Origin of the sequence: Protofrankia symbiont of Coriaria myrtifolia, from assembly GCF_900634755.1 — a bacterium.
Classification (GTDB): Bacteria; Actinomycetota; Actinomycetes; order Frankiales; family Frankiaceae; genus Protofrankia; species Protofrankia coriariae.
Window position 1 is genome coordinate 1 of record NZ_CAAAFS010000144.1, and the last position, 12,483, is coordinate 12,483.

The following is a 12,483-nucleotide window of genomic DNA, read 5'->3' on the forward strand; positions in this document are numbered from 1 at the left end:
GGGTGGGTGTGGGTCAGTCGATGCGGCGGAGTTCTTCGCGGTAGCGCTTGCCGTTCGCGGTGTACATCGCGGCCCCGGCGGCGAAGGCGTTCTCCGCCACCGCGTCCGGACGGATCTTCGCGGGGACGCCGACGGCCAGCGCCCGCGGCGGCACCTGCACGTTGTTGCCGACCAGCGCCTGCGCCCCGACCAGCGCCCCCCGGCCGACCACGGCCCGGTGCAGCACGATCGAGCCGGAGCCGACCAGCGACCCGTCCTCGACGGTGCAGCCCTCCAGGTGCGCGATGTGCCCGATGACGCAGTCGTCGCCGATGATCGTGGGGAGTTCGGCGGTCGCGTGCACGACCGTGCCGTCCTGCACGGACGTGCGGGCGCCGATGTGGATCTCGCCGTAGTCGGCCCGCAGCACCGCGCCTGGCCAGATCGTCGACTCGGGGCCGATGGTCACCTTGCCGATCACGGTCGCGTCCGGGTGGACGTAGGCGGACGGGTCGATCTCGGGCACCCGGTCACCGAGCGCGTAGACAGCCACGGACATCTCCTTCGGGTCCTTCGGACGGCGTCGCGTCCCGTGGGACGGCACGCGGCAACCGGCCTTGGTGCGTCTGCCTTGGTGTGTCTCCCCGAGCGCGTCTCCCGACGGTCGCCATCTTCCCCGATGGCCGCCACCGCGGCCCACGGATCGCCGGCGGCCGTGACTTTTCAGTCGGACGTGGCCCGTGCCGACCAGAGTTCCCGCGGCTGCGGCGGGGTGGGCTGTGCTTGTGGCTGCTGTGTTTGCGACTGCTGTGTTTGGGCCCCGCTGGTGGGGGCTGCGGCAGGTGCGGCCGGCCGCCGCCTCGGCGGCTTGCGGGGTACGGCCATGGACTATTGGCTACTCCAGCTTGTGGCTACTCCAGCTCGCGGATGCCGGGCGGCAGCGATCCGGTCGCCTCCAGCCATCTGCGGGCGGCCAGCCGCTCAGCGGTGAGCTTGCCGATGCCGACCGCCACCCCGGAGGCCGCCGCCCAGCTGATCGCGTCCACCCAGGCCGTGTCGGGATGCACCGGGCTGAGTGGCGGGTCCGACTTGCGGATCTTTTTGTAGGCCAGGGTGACGGCCTTGCTCGCCACCGACCCGGCGACCGCTCCCGCCACACCTCCGACGATCTTCCAGCCGATCTTCGCTACCGATTGAGACACTGTCGTACCCCCGTCCGTGAAGATGCCCCGGCGGCCTGCACCGAGAGGATCATGATTGTTCCTCCGTCGGAGGTCCAAGGTCCGCTGGAGGCCGTCCGGCCGACGGCATCCGCTGCTGACAGCCATCCGTTACTGGCGATCGTTCACTACTGACAGCCACCCCGCTGACAGTTACCCCGGCCGGCCGCTGTCGGCGCCGGTCAGCGGGTGGCCGCGGACACCCGTCGCCGCCACGAACCTGTCAGGGTGCCGGCACGAGAGCACCCACACCTCGCCGGCCGTGCGTATCCACACGCCGGTGCGAATCCACGGCCTGGTCACGGCGTACGTTCCCGGCGCCAGCGCCGTGCGGATGTCGGAGCATGCCGCGACATCGCGCACACCGTCCCGGGGAAGCACTCGGCCGGCCGCGGCCACCGTCTGGTCGGTCACGGCCAGCCGCGCCCGACCGAGAGCCCACAGCGCGGCCTCCATCCCGACGAACATGCCGACGTAGACGGCGGCCCGGATCCACCCGGAGCCCGTGTACACGGTGAAGTAGCTTCCGAAGACGCCGGCGCAGAGCGCGGCCCAGACATGCCACAGCCGGGGCACGGCCAGCCGTTCCTCGTAGCGCATGTCGGTCAGTATCCACCGCGGCGGCCATCACTCGCGCCCGTCCGTCACCGGTCGGCCGTCGGTACCTGTCTTTTCCCGCCCGCTGGTGCCTGCCTTTCCCGCGGGGTCGCCAGCTTCACCGGTCCGCAGCCACGCGGACGCGCCCGCGCCGATCCGCCTTCCCCCGCCGTGCTGGCGTACCGCGGTGCCTGTAGCTGTGCCTGTAGCGCTATGTGTACTCGTACCGGTGCGCTGATGTATCTGCTCCGCCGTGGCCGCGCGGCGAGCCGTTCGGGCTGCGGGCAGTGTCGAGTGCTGGCGGGTGGGGTCGAACGGGGCCGGACGGAGTCGGACGGGGCGGCGCGGCGGCAGCCTCCGCCGTGGTCTCGCGCGGACAGTCATGATCGCGCGCTTTCCGGCCGGCTAGTCTTCGATGTGTCGTTACTTCGGCGTCCCGCCGCGCTCCGGCGCGTCGCCGGTGGCGGCCCGCATCCGCCAGACCACGAGGGGCTCATGACCGCGACGGACAACCTCACCACGCCTCACACCGGGGGACCTCACACCGAGGGGCCTCATACCGGGGGGCCTCAGCCCGAAGGGCCCCGCAGCGGGGTGCCGCACGCGGGGTCCCGCACCGAGGCCGGAGCCGGCCTGCTGGAGGTGCTGGTACACCGGCTCGACCCGGATCTCCCGCTGCCGGCCTACGCCCATGCCGGCGACGCCGGTGCGGACCTTGTCACGACGCGGGACGTCACGCTCCCCCCAGGGGAGCGCGCCCTGGTGGGGACCGGGGTCGCCATCGCCCTCCCCGAGGGGCACGCGGCGTTCGTGCACCCGCGCAGCGGCCTGGCGGCACGCCACGGGGTGTCCATCGTGAACGCGCCGGGTACGGTCGACGCCGGTTACCGTGGTGAGATCAAAGTCGTGCTCGTCAACACCGATCCGCGCGAGACGGTGGTGCTGCGCCGTGGTGACAGGATCGCCCAGCTCGTCATCCAGCGGGTGGAGCGGGCGGCGTTCCAGGAGGTCGCCGAGCTGCCGCCGACGGTGCGTGGCGTGGGCGGCTTCGGGTCGACCGGCGGTTTCGCCTGACCCTGACCCCGGCCCGGGATCCGCTCGCGGATCCGCAGCCGGCTCCCTCCGGCCTGGGACGGCGCCGTCGGTGCCGCCCCAGGCCGGAGGGGGACACCCGGCCATCACACACGTGAGGAGCCGATCGTGACGACAGGAAAGCTGATCGTGAGAACAGGAAGTGGCCGCGGTGTTCCGGCGAGGTCGTAGGCGTGCCGGTCGCGGCTGGCAGGATCCGCAGGAGCATCGGGACGACCGTGACGAGACCGGGTACGACTCGACGGCGGTCGATCATGACGGTCCCTACGACGCCGACGAGGCCCCGGACGACCACGTCCGCCGGCTCGATCTGGGGTCACTGCGGATTCCGGTGATCGACGGGGTCCAGGTGCAGTTCCAGGTCGACCAGGCCTCTGGGCAGTTGCTCACGGTGACGCTGACGGACGGGCAGAGCGGGATGGAGCTGTCGGCGTTCGCCGCGGCGAAGAGCGCCGGCCTGTGGGACGAGGTGCGCGTCGAGATCGTCGACTCCCTTCGCGCCGCCGCGGGGACGGCCGAGGAGACCGACGGGTTCTACGGCAGGGAGCTGCGCCTGCAACTGCCGACCGGCACACCGGGGGAGCTCATACCCGGCCGCATGGTGGGGATCGACGGCCCGCGCTGGTTCCTGCGGGTCGTGTTCACCGGTTATGCCGCGCTCGACCCGACCTCCGCCCCGCCGCTGGTCGAGGCGCTACGCCGACTGGTGGTGGTACGTGGCGACCAGGCGATGCCGCTGCGTGACCCACTGCCGCTGAAACTGCCCCGGGAGATCACCGACCCGCACGGCTCGGACGGCCAGGGCGACCCGTCCGAGCCGGGTCCGGATCCACGCGAGGTCGTCGGCGGTGTCGCGACGACGACGGGCCGGATGCCGGCCCCGGGCGTGCGGATCGCGGAAGTCGGTTGAGGATCCGCTGATGTTCACCGATGTCTGTCGAAGCCGGTTGCGGTCACCCGCGGGCAGGTCGGTCGAGGGCGCCGGAGCGTGGACGGGCGAGAGCGGACGGGCCCATGGTGGCACGGTCGTGTTTTCCCGATTTTCCCGCGCCCGGCTCCTGGGAACACCGGAGAGCGGACCCGGGCCCGGGCCCGGTTCCGCTGGCTCCCGGTGGGCTACCAGTGGGACGCGGGCACACGGGGCCGGGCTGATTCGTTTCCCGGATGTCACACCGGCGTATGTTGCGCCGATTGCGGACGGCACACACCGGGGGATGACGCACATCAGCGGATGACACGCCAGATGACACGTACCAGTGGATGGCATACCAGTGGATGACACACATCAGTGAAGGCGGTTGCCATGACGAGTTCCGACAGTCGCCCCGCGACCGCGGACCCGCGACACGCGCTGTCGCCCGGGCCGCCCACCGCCGCGTGAGCGCGCCCAGTCGCGACCGGCGTCCGTCGGCGCGTCAGCCACCGGTGTCGCTGGCCGAGGCTGTGGGCGGTGTCCGAGGGGTGGTCGACGGAGCCGTTCCCACCGCCGCCTTCGTCGCTGTCAACTCCCAGGCGGGGCTGACCGCGGGCATCGTGGTCGCGATCGCCGTCGCTCTCGCCCTCGTGGTGCTGCGGCTGGTCCGGCGGGAGCCGGTCCAGCAGGCGTTCTCCGGTCTGTTCGCGGTCGGTGTGGCCGCTTTCGTCGCGTCCCGCACGCACAGCGCCGAAGGGTTCTTCCTGCCCAGCATCGCCAAGAACGCCGTGTTCGCGGCCGTCGGCCTGCTGTCGCTGCTGGTACGCCGTCCGCTCGCCGGCTATGTGATGGCGGCATTGGATCCCCGCTACGCCAACTGGCGCCGGCATGCCGACACCCGGCGCGCCGCGGTGTGGGCGACGGGCGTCTGGATCGCGGTCTTCGCCGTCCGTTTCGCCGTCCAGGGTCTGCTCTACCTCGCCGGTGAGCCCGGCTGGCTCGGCGCGGCCAACATCGCTCTGGGCCTGCCCCTGTTCGGCGTGGCGATCCTCGCGACCTTCGCCATCGTGCGACGGCTGGCGCCGCGCCAGCCCGCCGCGGACGACGACCCTGTGGCCGACGGCGGGCCGGCCGTCGAGGGAACGGTCCTCGACGGCCCCGGGAGATGATCGAAATCGGGAGTGCGGCCGAGGACGTGATCGAGCTCGAGATCGGGCCGGTGGCACACGGCGGGAGCTGTGTGGCCCGTGACAACGGCCGGGTGGTCTTCGTCCGCCATGCTCTGCCGGGCGAGCGGGTACGGGCCAGGCTGACCGACACCTCACACGACAGGTACTGGCGGGCGGACGCCGTCGAGGTGCTGCGCGCCGCGCCGGAGCGTGTCGTCCCACCGTGCCCGCACGCCGGGGCCGGGAGGTGCGGGGGATGCGACTGGCAGCACGCCTCCCTCGCCGCGCAGCGGCGGCTGAAGGCGGCGGTGGTCCGCGAGCAGCTGCGCCGGCTGGCCGGGCTGGACCGTCCCGTCGAGGTCGAGGCGGTGAACGCCTTACCACCCGCACCATCCGCGCCAACGCCGTCCACGCCAGCACCATCCGCGCTGCCACTGGACGCGCTGCCACCGGACACGCGGTCGCCGGGTGAGGGCGAGGGTCTGGGCTGGCGGACCAGGATGCGGTACGCGCTGAGCGGGCAGGGCGAGGTCGGGCTGCGCGGTCACCGCTCGCACGAGATCGTTCCCGCCGCGGACTGCCTGATCGCCCACCCGCTGGTGCGCGCGGCGGTCGCCGGCCGAGTCCTCCCGCCGCGCGATGCCAGCGCCGCCGGTGATGCCAGCGCTGGCGGTGACGCCGGTGACGCCGGTGACTCAGACACGGCCGTCGGTAGAGCTGGCCCTCGTGCCGACCCCCGTACCGGTATCGCAGTTCAGGCCGAGTCCGTGGGCGAGATCTCCGTGGGTGAGATCGAGGTCGCCGCGAGTGTGTCGAGCGGCGTCGTCGTCATCACCAGGCTTCCGGGCACGTCCGCCGGTGCCGGAGCCGGTCCAGCCTCCGGCGTTCCGTCCGCCGCTGGCATCCCGTCCGCCGCTGGTGTCCCAGCCGCTGTCGGCGCTGACTCCGTTTCCGGCTCCACCGCTGGTGTTTCCGGCTTCGATGCTGGCGTTCCGTCCGGTCCAGGAGCTGGTTCCGAAGCCGAGAGTGAGATCGTCGAGGTGGTGCGCGGGCGTCGGTTCCGGCTTGGCCCGGGGGTGTTCTGGCAGGTGCATCCCGGCGCGCCCGAGACGCTGGTGGACGCGGTGCTCACCGGCCTGGCACCCCGCGCCGGGGAGAGAGCGCTCGATCTGTACGCCGGCGCGGGCCTGTTCGCCGCCGCGCTCGCGGAAGCCGTCGGCCCGGACGGCACGGTCGTGGCGATGGAGTCGGATCCGGCGGCGGTGGCGTCGGCCGCGCGCAGCCTCGGCGACCTGCCGCAGGTGTCGCTGCGCGGCGTCCGGGTCTCGCCGGGCTCCCTGCGCGGGCTGGCCGGCACCGGCGCCGACATCGTGGTCCTCGACCCGCCCCGGGCGGGCGCCGGGCGGGCCGTGATGCTGGCGCTGCTGGCCCTGCGCCCGCGGGCTGTCGCGTACGTGTCCTGCGATCCGGCGTCCCTTGCGCGCGACCTTGCCGTGGCAGTTACACAGGGCTATTCACTTGTCACGTTACGGGCTTTTGATCTTTTCCCGATGACCGCCCACGTGGAGTGCGTGGCGATCATGGTCGCCCCGGGCCGCGGGAGCCGGTGACGGACGGGCCCGGGATGACGGCGAGCGGACACCCTGGTAATGGGTCCGTCAGCACGGGGACACGCCGGGGAAAAACAGGGCGTGCACGCTCCGGCGTAGCCGCGGATCAGGGTAAACGACGCATCGTAAGCGCTCGCTGCCCTGGTTGGGGCCCGTTTGGGACGTGCTCACATGTCCGCTCCGTGACCGTGAATGATCCCCTGACCTGCGTAGACTGAGCGCGTCCCGGGCCGGATCCCCTCACGAAGGGGGGAGGGAGTGCACGGAGAGGAAGTGCCAGTGTCGCTTCTGTCGACCGTTCGCAATCCGCACGATCTGAAAAAACTTACAGCCGAGGACCTTCCCGCTCTGGCGGCGGAGATCCGCGACTTTCTCATCCACGCGGTGGCCCGTACCGGCGGTCATCTCGGGCCCAACCTCGGGGCCGTCGAGCTGACGCTGGCCATCCACCGGGTGTTCGACTCGCCGCACGACCGGATCCTGTGGGACACCGGTCACCAGTCGTACGTCCACAAGATCCTCACAGGCCGCGCGGACGACTTCGTGAACCTGCGTCAGCGCGGTGGCCTGTCCGGGTACCCCAGCCAGGCGGAGTCGCCGCACGACATCATCGAGAACTCCCACGCGTCCACGGCGCTGTCCTACGCCGACGGGCTGGCGCGGGCGTACGCGCTGCGCGGGGAGTCCCGCTCGGTCGTGGCGGTCGTCGGTGACGGCGCGCTGACCGGCGGCATGTGCTGGGAGGCGATGAACAACATCGCCGCCGCGGACCGCCCGGTGATCATCATTGTCAACGACAACGGGCGCTCCTACGCCCCGACGATCGGCGGGCTGGCCGACCACCTGGCCTCGCTGCGACTCGCTCCCGAGTACGAGCAGGTCCTCGACGTCGTCAAGCAGGTCCTCGGGCGCACCCCGCTGGTCGGCCCGCCGCTGTACGACGCCCTGCACGGCATCAAGCGGGGCATCAAGGACGTCATACAGCCGCAGGGCATGTTCGAGGACCTCGGCCTGAAGTACGTCGGGCCGGTGGACGGGCACGACGTCCACGCGCTGGAGACCGCGCTGCGGCGCGCCCGCGACTTCGGCGGGCCCGTCATCGTCCACTGCGTCACCCGCAAGGGCTTCGGCTACCCGGCCGCCGAACAGGACGACGCCGACTGCTTCCACGCCGTCGGAGTGATCGATCCGAGCACCGGCAAGCCCACCGCGGCCGGCGGTGGCACCAGCTGGACGAGTGTCTTCGCCGACGAGATCGTCCAGATCGGCCATGAGCGGCCGGACGTGGTCACGCTCACCGCCGCCATGCTGCAGCCGGTCGGCCTGAAGAAGTTCGCCAGCACCTTCCCGGACCGGGTGTTCGACGTGGGCATCGCCGAGCAGCACGCGGTGACCTCGGCCGCGGGCCTGGCCCTCGGCGGCATCAAGCCGGTGGTGTGCGTCTACGCGACGTTCCTCAACCGCGCGTTCGACCAGGTGCTGATGGACGTCGCCCTGCACCGGCTGCCGGTGACCTTCGTCCTGGACCGGGCCGGTGTCACCGGCGAGGACGGGCCGTCCCACAACGGCATGTGGGACATGTCCTTCCTCCAGCTCGTGCCCGGGCTGTCACTGGCCGCGCCACGGGACGCCACCACGCTGCGCGCCCAGCTACGGGAAGCGGTGGCGATCACCGACGGGCCGTCGGTGGTGCGGTTCTCCAAGGGCAAGATCAACGCGGACATCCCCGCGATCGACCGGGTCGGGACGGTCGACGTCATCTACCGCTCGCCGGAGGTCACCCCGACCCGGGAGGTGCTGCTGGTGGCCGTCGGCGCGATGGCGGCGACCTGCCTGCAGGTCGCCGAACGGGTCGCCAGCCACGGCATCGGGATCACCGTCGTCGACCCGCGGTGGGTCAAGCCGCTCGACCCGGTGCTCGTCGACCTGGCCCGGGCGCACTCGCTGGTGGTCACAGTCGAGGACAACGGCCGGGTCGGCGGGGTCGGCTCGACGCTCGCGCAGCTGCTGCGCGACGCCGACGTGGACGTTCCGCTGCGGGACTTCGGCATCCCGCAGACCTTCCTCGACCAGGGCAAGCGTGACCAGGTCATGGCCGACATCGGCCTGTCCGCCCAGGAGCTCGCCCGTCGGATCGTCGAGCTGGCCGCCAGCCGCGCCCCGGCCCTCACCACCGGCGAGGCCGAAGAGGAAACCCCCGCCGGCCAACGCTGACCCCGGTCAACCGGAAGCCGTAGGTGGAAACCGCTGCCATGACAACGGTTTCCACCTGCAACAGCGGAAGCTGTAGGTGAAAAGTGCTGTTGTAAGGACGGTTTTCACCTACAGCCTCGGCTGAATCCGGCGGTCGTCAAAGATCGGCGCGAGTTTGTCGCTGTGTACGCCCAGCGGACCAAAAACCGTACACAACGACAAACTCGCGCCGATCATGCTCCTCATGGCTGACCGCGAACGCCGTCCACGCCGTACGACCACCGCTCCGGCCACAGCGATCCGCCCGCCGTCCCGCTCGCTTGCTCGCGGCCGAGTGTGAGACTTGTGGCCGAGTGTGGGAACGGTCGCCACGGCAGCGTCCTCCACCTACGGATGGCGGGTGCCGACCACAGCCGTAGGTGGTTTCCGTCACCACGACGACGTTTTCTATCTACCGTCACACCTATAAAGATCGCTGGATATTCCCGAGGGGTTCCGTATGGAGAACAAGGGGCTTTCGGTCAGATCTGTGATGCTGGATTGATGTTCCAGTGTGATGGAAGTGATGTGAACACGCTTCTTGTGTGCCGTTGGGGACGTGCGGGGGCAGGGCTCTAGGCTGGGGCAATGCGGTGGATGCGGCCTGTCGGCGTCCGCGGTCGCCAGCCGGCGGGCCGCCCTCCCTCGGAACGGGGCTGCCATCCGGAGCCGGGCCACCAGCCAGAGGCGCACAGCCGGTCGGAGCCGGATCCCTACCAGGATGCCGGCCGCCAGCCGGAACCAGCCCGTCCCGCTGAGCCAGCCCGTCCCGCGGAGCCGGGCCGTCTTGCTGGGGAGGGACAGCCCTCGGAGGCTGGTCGGCGGCGGGACGCGCGTCGGTGGCTGGTGCGGGTGGCGTTGCTGGTGGCGGCGGGGTTGCTTGTTGTCGCTCTGGTCAGCCAGTGGAACGAGGTCCGCGCGTCGTTCGGGGAGCTGACCGCGTTCGGGCTGGTCGCCTCAGGGCTCGTCACGGTGCTGGCGGTCGGGACGACCGTGTTGTCGTGGCGGGCGCTGCTGGCATCGCTCGGCGTGGAGCTGCCGCTGCGGGCCGCATTGCGGATCTTCTTCGTCGGGCAGGTCGGCAAGTACGTTCCCGGCAGCGTGTGGCCGGTGCTAGCCCAGATGGAGCTGTCCCGGGACTACGGAGTGCCGCGTCCGAAGGCCGCGTCCGCCAGCCTGATCGTGCTGGCGCTGGCGGTCCCCTGCGGCGGGGTGGCCGCCGCGGTGACCCTGCCGTTCGTGTCGGCGGGCGCGCTGCGTCACTACGGGCTGGTGCTGCTGGCCGTCCCGATGTTCGCGGCCGTGCTGTATCCGCCGGTGCTCTCCGCGTTGCTGGCGTTCGCGTTCCGGCTGCTGCGCCGCCCACCGTTGGAACAGCAGCCCAGCGGACGCCATGTGCTGGCCGCCGCCGGCTGGCTGCTGGCGGGTTTCGTGCTCTTCGGCGTGGCGACCTGGTTGCTCGCCAGCGACCTCACGCCGTCGGTGCACGGCGTGCGTCTGCTGCTGCTGTCGGTGGGCGGGTACTCCTTCGCCTGGACGGCCGGTTTTCTCGTGCTGGTGCTGCCGGCCGGTGCGGGTGTGCGCGAGGCGGTGCTCGTCCTCACCTTGGCGCCGGCGCTCGCGGCCGGGCCGGCGACCGTCCTCGCGCTGATCATCCGCCTGTTCGCGACCGTGGCCGACCTGGTGTGGGCGGGCGTCGGCATGGCTCTACGCCCCGCCCCCACCGGCACGCCCACCGAGCGGAGCGCGCAGGCCGCGCAGGCCGGCGCGGTACTCTCACCCCCCGCGCCGAGCCATACATCCTCGGTCAGGTAGTCGACATCGAAAAGCCGGCCGGTATCTGCCGCACCCGTCTCCGTCACTCGGTTTCTGTCAGCTCTGTCGGCTCCGCCGGCGACCGGGGTGACCGAAGAACGTCCGACGGTGTTTTTCACGCCAGGCTCCGACGGGCGGGCACGTTTCCCCACCCCACGGCTTTCCCGCCCCACAGGCGGATCGTCCATACGGCGTCGGACGCGGTTTTACTGTGAGAATCTTGTTTCACTGTGAGTGTTCTACTGTGAGAACAGTCCGGCCAGCCGGTCGAGGGACTTCTCGATACCTGCCCTGTTCTTCCGGGGGAAGGGGCTGACATCGATGAGCCGCGGGATGCGCGCGGTGGACCAGTCGAAGGTTTCGGTGACCTCCGTGCGCCCGTCGGGCAGCGGCGTCAGCAGCCAGCGCCAGCGGTGCCCGAAGAAGTGCCGCCAGGCGATCAGGCGGTTCTCCTCGAACTCCACCACCGTGTTCTCGATCCGGTAGGGCACACCCATTCTCATGTCCATACCGAACTTCGACCCGAGCGTCAGCCGCCTCGCGCCTCCGGGACGCACCGCACGTACCATTCCCGAGCCGTCGATCACGGGATGCTGGGCCGGGTCGGTGAGAAGCCCGAAGATCTGCTCCGCGGTGGCGGGGATCGTCCTCGTCGCCGCAATCTCGCGTACCGCCATGCGCGCCACCTCCACAACCTGCGGTCGCCGGCTTCTCCGTGTCCGACGGACGGATGGTTTCCATGTGCTGGACGCCCCGGCACGGCGGCAACGGCGATCGACAGTCGGACGACGACTCTCCGTAGCGTCGGCGTTCGCCGATCGCCGATCGCCGACGGCCACCGAACGCCCGGCTCGGCCCATGATGGACGAAAACCGGCCGATCGGCCCCGAGTTCCCAGACCGTTATTTACGGGTCGTCCGCGTGGGTGGGCCGCCCTCCCGCCAGAAGCCGATGACGAGCTCCTCGTCGCCGACGCCGATCGTCGCGAGTTCGGTGACGTCGACCCTGAACAGGGCGAACGGCTCCGGTACGGGGATCTCCGCGGACGCGGCCCAGGCCGCCCGATAGGCGTCGAGACTTTCCTGATCGGTCACCGCCAGCGCCCGGCCGGTGATTTTCGCGTCGCCGTCGGCGACGTTCTTGTCCGTTGTCGCGTTGTGCAGGGCGCATCGCGGATCCCGCGACAGGTCGATCGCCTTGCGTGAGTCGGGCATCATGCCCAGCCACAGTTCGCCGAGGGCGAACAGCGGTTCGATCCCGCTCACCCGGGGCGAGCCGTCGCGCCGGAGAGTCGCGAGGATCGCCAGCCCGTACACCTCGAACCGCCCCCGGACCGCCGCTGCCAGCCGCGGGGCCGCGGCCTCCACCTCACTCCAGTTCGCCATGCCGACCATGCTCCCAACCACCACCGACAACTCCGCCCGGCCTGAGCAGTCAGGCGGCTGTGTCATCGACACGTGTATCAGGAGGTTTGTCCCAGGCGGCTTCAGTCGCGCGGTTGAATTTTACCGATGATCTCATCGTCCTCAAGCTCGGAACTGAGCCGCAGTGCTTTGTCGAGGTCGATGTCAAGTCGTAGCCCGAGCGATCGGGCGGGTGTCCGGCAGGGCGGAGTATCCTGACGGCGGTTCGCCAGACCGGCACGTACAAGTGTGTTCAGCGCTTCTTCGAACGACATTCCCTGTTCGCGGACCTCTTTCTGGAGGGCTGCCGCCACATCCGGATCGAGAGTCACTGTCGTCCGCACGAAAGCATCATGACAGCAGACGCCTGCTGTTGGGTATGGCGGCCTGGTCGGTGTTGGGAGGGCACCGACCAGGCCGAGCCGGGCCGGATCGGGGACGCGGGGCGTGGGG

Annotated in this window: 12 protein-coding genes; 6 read left to right on the top strand and 6 right to left on the bottom strand. The window is 70.8% G+C overall.

From position 1 onward, the window contains the following. Nucleotides 1–13: 13 nt before the first annotated feature. The 3 genes from CM1CMNOD_RS08175 to CM1CMNOD_RS08185 all read right to left on the bottom strand — a co-directional run bounded on the left by CM1CMNOD_RS08175 (nt 14) and on the right by CM1CMNOD_RS08185 (nt 1,799). Nucleotides 14–538: a gamma carbonic anhydrase family protein gene (locus tag CM1CMNOD_RS08175; RefSeq protein ID WP_013873202.1), complete on the bottom strand. Its 525-nt coding sequence runs from the start codon at nt 536–538 to the stop codon at nt 14–16. A gap of 352 nt (nt 539–890) precedes the next feature. Beyond that, nucleotides 891–1,181: a DUF4235 domain-containing protein gene (locus tag CM1CMNOD_RS08180; RefSeq protein WP_013873203.1), complete on the bottom strand. Its 291-nt coding sequence runs from the start codon at nt 1,179–1,181 to the stop codon at nt 891–893. 171 nt (nt 1,182–1,352) lie between these two features. Continuing rightward, complete coding sequence (locus CM1CMNOD_RS08185) at nt 1,353–1,799, bottom strand: DUF3093 domain-containing protein (RefSeq protein ID WP_013873204.1); 447 nt, start codon at nt 1,797–1,799, stop codon at nt 1,353–1,355. 591 nt (nt 1,800–2,390) lie between these two features. On the opposite strand from CM1CMNOD_RS08185, the gene dut reads away from it, so the two are divergent. From dut to CM1CMNOD_RS08215, 6 genes are all read left to right on the top strand, one after another. Beyond that, nucleotides 2,391–2,870, top strand: coding sequence for a dUTP diphosphatase (gene dut, locus CM1CMNOD_RS08190; RefSeq protein WP_237703049.1), 480 nt, complete (start codon nt 2,391–2,393; stop codon nt 2,868–2,870). Nucleotides 2,871–3,039: 169 nt separating this feature from the next. Next, the gene (locus tag CM1CMNOD_RS08195; protein WP_013873206.1) at nt 3,040–3,798 is read left to right on the top strand and encodes a DUF3710 domain-containing protein; all 759 of its coding nucleotides are present in this window, start codon (nt 3,040–3,042) and stop codon (nt 3,796–3,798) included. A gap of 350 nt (nt 3,799–4,148) precedes the next feature. Then, entirely contained in the window at nt 4,149–4,970 is an 822-nt protein-coding gene (locus tag CM1CMNOD_RS08200; protein WP_013873207.1) for a DUF3159 domain-containing protein, read from the top strand. Further along, a complete protein-coding gene (locus CM1CMNOD_RS08205) occupies nt 4,967–6,580 on the top strand; it encodes a class I SAM-dependent RNA methyltransferase (RefSeq protein WP_013873208.1) in 1,614 nt (537 codons plus the stop codon). The genes CM1CMNOD_RS08200 and CM1CMNOD_RS08205 overlap by 4 nt, the downstream gene beginning before the upstream one ends. Nucleotides 6,581–6,859: 279 nt before the next feature. Beyond that, nucleotides 6,860–8,794: a 1-deoxy-D-xylulose-5-phosphate synthase gene (gene dxs / locus CM1CMNOD_RS08210; protein ID WP_013873209.1), complete on the top strand. Its 1,935-nt coding sequence runs from the start codon at nt 6,860–6,862 to the stop codon at nt 8,792–8,794. Between the two features lie 870 nt (nt 8,795–9,664). Then, nucleotides 9,665–10,627 (top strand): lysylphosphatidylglycerol synthase domain-containing protein, encoded by a 963-nt coding sequence (locus CM1CMNOD_RS08215; RefSeq protein WP_013873210.1) that lies wholly within the window; start codon nt 9,665–9,667, stop codon nt 10,625–10,627. A gap of 239 nt (nt 10,628–10,866) precedes the next feature. Here CM1CMNOD_RS08215 and CM1CMNOD_RS08220 read toward each other — a convergent pair whose 3' ends face one another. From CM1CMNOD_RS08220 to CM1CMNOD_RS08230, 3 genes are all read right to left on the bottom strand, one after another. Continuing rightward, nucleotides 10,867–11,304, bottom strand: a complete 438-nt coding sequence (locus CM1CMNOD_RS08220) for an SRPBCC family protein (RefSeq protein ID WP_013873211.1) — start codon at nt 11,302–11,304, stop codon at nt 10,867–10,869. Nucleotides 11,305–11,529: 225 nt separating this feature from the next. Beyond that, nucleotides 11,530–12,036, bottom strand: a complete 507-nt coding sequence (locus CM1CMNOD_RS08225) for a pyridoxamine 5'-phosphate oxidase family protein (RefSeq protein WP_237703051.1) — start codon at nt 12,034–12,036, stop codon at nt 11,530–11,532. A 77-nt stretch (nt 12,037–12,113) separates the two neighbouring features. Continuing rightward, nucleotides 12,114–12,483, bottom strand: a 370-nt coding sequence (locus CM1CMNOD_RS08230; RefSeq protein WP_206437629.1) for a hypothetical protein, incomplete at its 5' end; no start/stop codon positions are given.

Excerpts from the sequence above, each read along its gene's own strand:
- CM1CMNOD_RS08175 (WP_013873202.1), bottom strand. The coding sequence starts at position 538 with ATGTCCGTGGCTGTCTACGCGCTCGGTGACCGGGTGCCCGAGATCGAC.
- CM1CMNOD_RS08185 (WP_013873204.1), bottom strand. The coding sequence starts at position 1,799 with ATGCGCTACGAGGAACGGCTGGCCGTGCCCCGGCTGTGGCATGTCTGG.
- CM1CMNOD_RS08200 (WP_013873207.1), top strand. The coding sequence starts at position 4,149 with ATGGCATACCAGTGGATGACACACATCAGTGAAGGCGGTTGCCATGAC.
- CM1CMNOD_RS08205 (WP_013873208.1), top strand. The coding sequence starts at position 4,967 with ATGATCGAAATCGGGAGTGCGGCCGAGGACGTGATCGAGCTCGAGATC.
- CM1CMNOD_RS08220 (WP_013873211.1), bottom strand. The coding sequence starts at position 11,304 with ATGGCGGTACGCGAGATTGCGGCGACGAGGACGATCCCCGCCACCGCG.